General features: G+C 57.3%; 1 protein-coding gene. It reads left to right on the top strand.

Features of this window, described 5'->3' with window-relative positions; translation table 11 throughout:
• Positions 1-2,219: ATP-dependent Clp protease ATP-binding subunit ClpA (gene clpA, locus ACIONG_RS30110; protein ID WP_401304626.1), on the top strand; the 2,219-nt coding region annotated here is incomplete at its 5' end.
• Between the last annotated feature and the right edge of the window lie 970 nt (positions 2,220-3,189).

The following is a 3,189-nucleotide window of genomic DNA, read 5'->3' as shown; positions in this document are numbered from 1 at the left end:
GTTCGAATCGTCATGAATTCATGACCGTCGAACACCTGCTGCTGGCCCTATTGGACAATGAGGCTGCCGCCACCGTTTTGCGTGCCTGCGGCGCAAACCTCGACAAACTCAAGCATGACCTGCAGGAGTTCATCGACTCCACCACGCCATTGATCCCCGTTCATGACGAAGATCGCGAAACCCAGCCAACCCTGGGCTTCCAGCGTGTACTGCAACGTGCTGTTTTCCACGTACAGAGCTCGGGCAAACGCGAAGTGACTGGCGCCAATGTGCTGGTTGCAATCTTCAGTGAGCAAGAGAGTCAGGCAGTGTTCCTGCTGAAACAGCAGAGCGTTGCGCGCATCGATGTCGTCAATTACATCGCACACGGCATTTCCAAAGTGCCGGGGCATGGCGATCACTCTGAAGGTGAACAAGATATGCAGGACGACGAGGGCGGTGAGTCTTCTTCCTCAGGCAATCCTCTGGATGCTTATGCCAGCAACCTCAACGAACTCGCGCGCCAGGGTCGCATCGATCCGTTGGTCGGCCGCGAATCGGAAGTCGAGCGTGTCGCGCAGATTCTTGCGCGTCGGCGCAAAAACAATCCGCTGCTGGTCGGTGAGGCAGGTGTGGGTAAAACCGCGATTGCCGAAGGTCTGGCCAAGCGCATTGTCGACAACCAGGTGCCGGATCTGCTGGCCAACAGCGTCGTTTACTCGCTCGACCTTGGTGCTTTGCTCGCGGGCACCAAGTATCGCGGTGATTTCGAGAAGCGCTTCAAGGCGCTGCTCAATGAACTGAAAAAGCGTCCGCAGGCGATCCTGTTCATCGACGAGATCCACACCATTATTGGTGCCGGCGCTGCGTCCGGTGGCGTCATGGATGCCTCGAATCTGCTCAAGCCGCTGCTGTCGTCTGGCGACATTCGTTGCATCGGTTCGACTACGTTCCAGGAGTTCCGTGGCATCTTCGAGAAGGATCGTGCCTTGGCGCGGCGCTTCCAGAAAGTCGATGTCGTCGAGCCGTCGGTGGAAGACACTATCGGCATCCTGCGCGGCCTGAAAGGGCGTTTTGAAGCGCACCACAACATCGAATACAGCGATGAGTCGTTGCGCGCCGCTGCTGAACTGGCGTCGCGCTACATCAATGACCGGCATATGCCGGACAAGGCCATCGACGTGATCGACGAGGCGGGCGCCTACCAGCGTCTGCAGCCGGTCGAAAAACGTGTGAAGCGCATTGAAGTGCCACAGGTCGAAGACATCGTGGCGAAGATTGCGCGGATTCCGCCGAAGCACGTCACCAGTTCCGACAAGGAACTGCTGCGTAATCTGGAGCGTGACCTGAAGCTGACGGTGTTTGGTCAGGACGCCGCGATCGATTCGCTTTCGACTGCGATCAAGCTGTCCCGTGCCGGCCTCAAGTCGCCGGACAAGCCAGTCGGTTCGTTCCTGTTCGCAGGTCCGACCGGTGTCGGTAAAACCGAGGCCGCGCGGCAATTGGCCAAGGCCTTGGGGATCGAGCTGGTTCGCTTCGACATGTCCGAGTACATGGAGCGCCACACCGTATCGCGTCTGATTGGTGCGCCTCCAGGCTATGTCGGTTTTGATCAGGGCGGTCTGTTGACCGAAGCGATCACCAAGCAACCGCATTGCGTATTGCTGCTCGATGAAATCGAGAAGGCGCATCCGGAAGTCTTCAACCTGCTGCTGCAGGTCATGGATCACGGCACGCTGACCGATAACAACGGGCGCAAGGCGGATTTCCGCAATGTGATCGTGATCATGACGACCAACGCCGGTGCCGAAACGGCGGCGCGTGCTTCGATCGGTTTCACTCATCAGGACCACTCGTCTGATGCGATGGAAGTGATCAAGAAGAGCTTCACGCCGGAGTTCCGTAACCGTCTGGACACCATTATCCAGTTTGGTCGCCTCAGTCATGAGGTCATCAAAAGTGTGGTGGACAAGTTCCTTACCGAGCTTCAAGCGCAGCTGGAAGACAAGCGTGTGTTGCTTGAGGTTACTGATGCGGCGCGCAGTTGGTTGGCGGCGGGTGGTTATGACTCGGCGATGGGTGCGCGTCCGATGGCGCGTCTGATTCAGGACAAGATCAAGCGTCCGTTGGCGGAGGAGATTCTGTTTGGCGAGCTGGCCGAGCATGGCGGTGTGGTTCACATCGACATCAAGGATGGTGAGTTGACCTTTGACTTTGAGACTACCGCTGAGATGGCCTGACGGCCTGTTGTAAGCGAAAGGCGCCTTCGGGCGCCTTTTTGTTGTCTGGAGTTTTTGGGTTTTGGGTGTATATCCGTTGCTGCGGTGATGGCTGCTTAGGGTTCCGCCCTTACGGCGGGTCACTTTTTCCAGACGCCGAAAAAGTAACCAAAAAGGCTTTACCCTGACGTACGGCCCTCGCTGTGGCTCGGGTTCCTTCGCTGCGGGATCGATCCGGGGGGCATCGCCTCCGGTTTGCTTCGCTGCACCTCCTCTCGATGTGTTTGGCTTCGCCAAACGGTCGCTGCGCTCCCACCCCGGATCAATCCCTCCGCTCAGCCTTCCGACGGGCGCTTAAGATCAAGAGCGGTACTTGAGCTAACGCTCATTGTGTTGAGTGGTGAAGATCAAGAGCGGTACTCGAGCTGACGCTCATTGTGTTGAGTGGTGAAGATCAGGAGCGGTACTTGAGCTAACGCTCATTGTGTTGATTGGTGAAGGTCAAGAGCGGTACTTGAGCTGACGCTCATTGTGTTGAGTGGTGAGAAGCGTGCGGTCGGCTTTGGTTTTGTGTTGGGTTTGCCCCTCACCCCAGCCCTCTCCCCAAGGAGAGGGAGCCGATTTGTGAATCTTTCAGAATCTGAGTTCGACTCGGTATTTCATGTCGGCGTAGCTCTCTCAAACACCTCGGTCAGTCCTCTCTCCCTCCGGGAGATGGCTATGGTCCAAGGAGAGGGAGCTGATTTTTGAGCCTTTCAGAATCTGAGTTCGACTCGGTATTTCATGTCGGTGTCCTTCTCCCAAACACCTCGGCCAGTCCCCTCTCCCTCCGGGAGAGGACTAGGGTGAGGGGCTCTTGATCTGGCTCTTGATCTGGCTCTTGATCTGGCTTTTGCTCCTGCTCTTGATCTTCAGGCCCATCGGCAGGCCGAGCGGAGGTGTTCATCCGGGGTAGGCGCGCAGCGCCGTTTGGCGAAGCCAAACACATCGA

Origin of the sequence: Pseudomonas sp. NPDC087817 (assembly GCF_044742875.1) — a bacterium.
Taxonomy (GTDB): Bacteria; Pseudomonadota; Gammaproteobacteria; order Pseudomonadales; family Pseudomonadaceae; genus Aquipseudomonas.
Note: the sequence above shows the minus strand (reverse complement) of the source record. Positions and strands in the feature narration are given on the sequence as shown.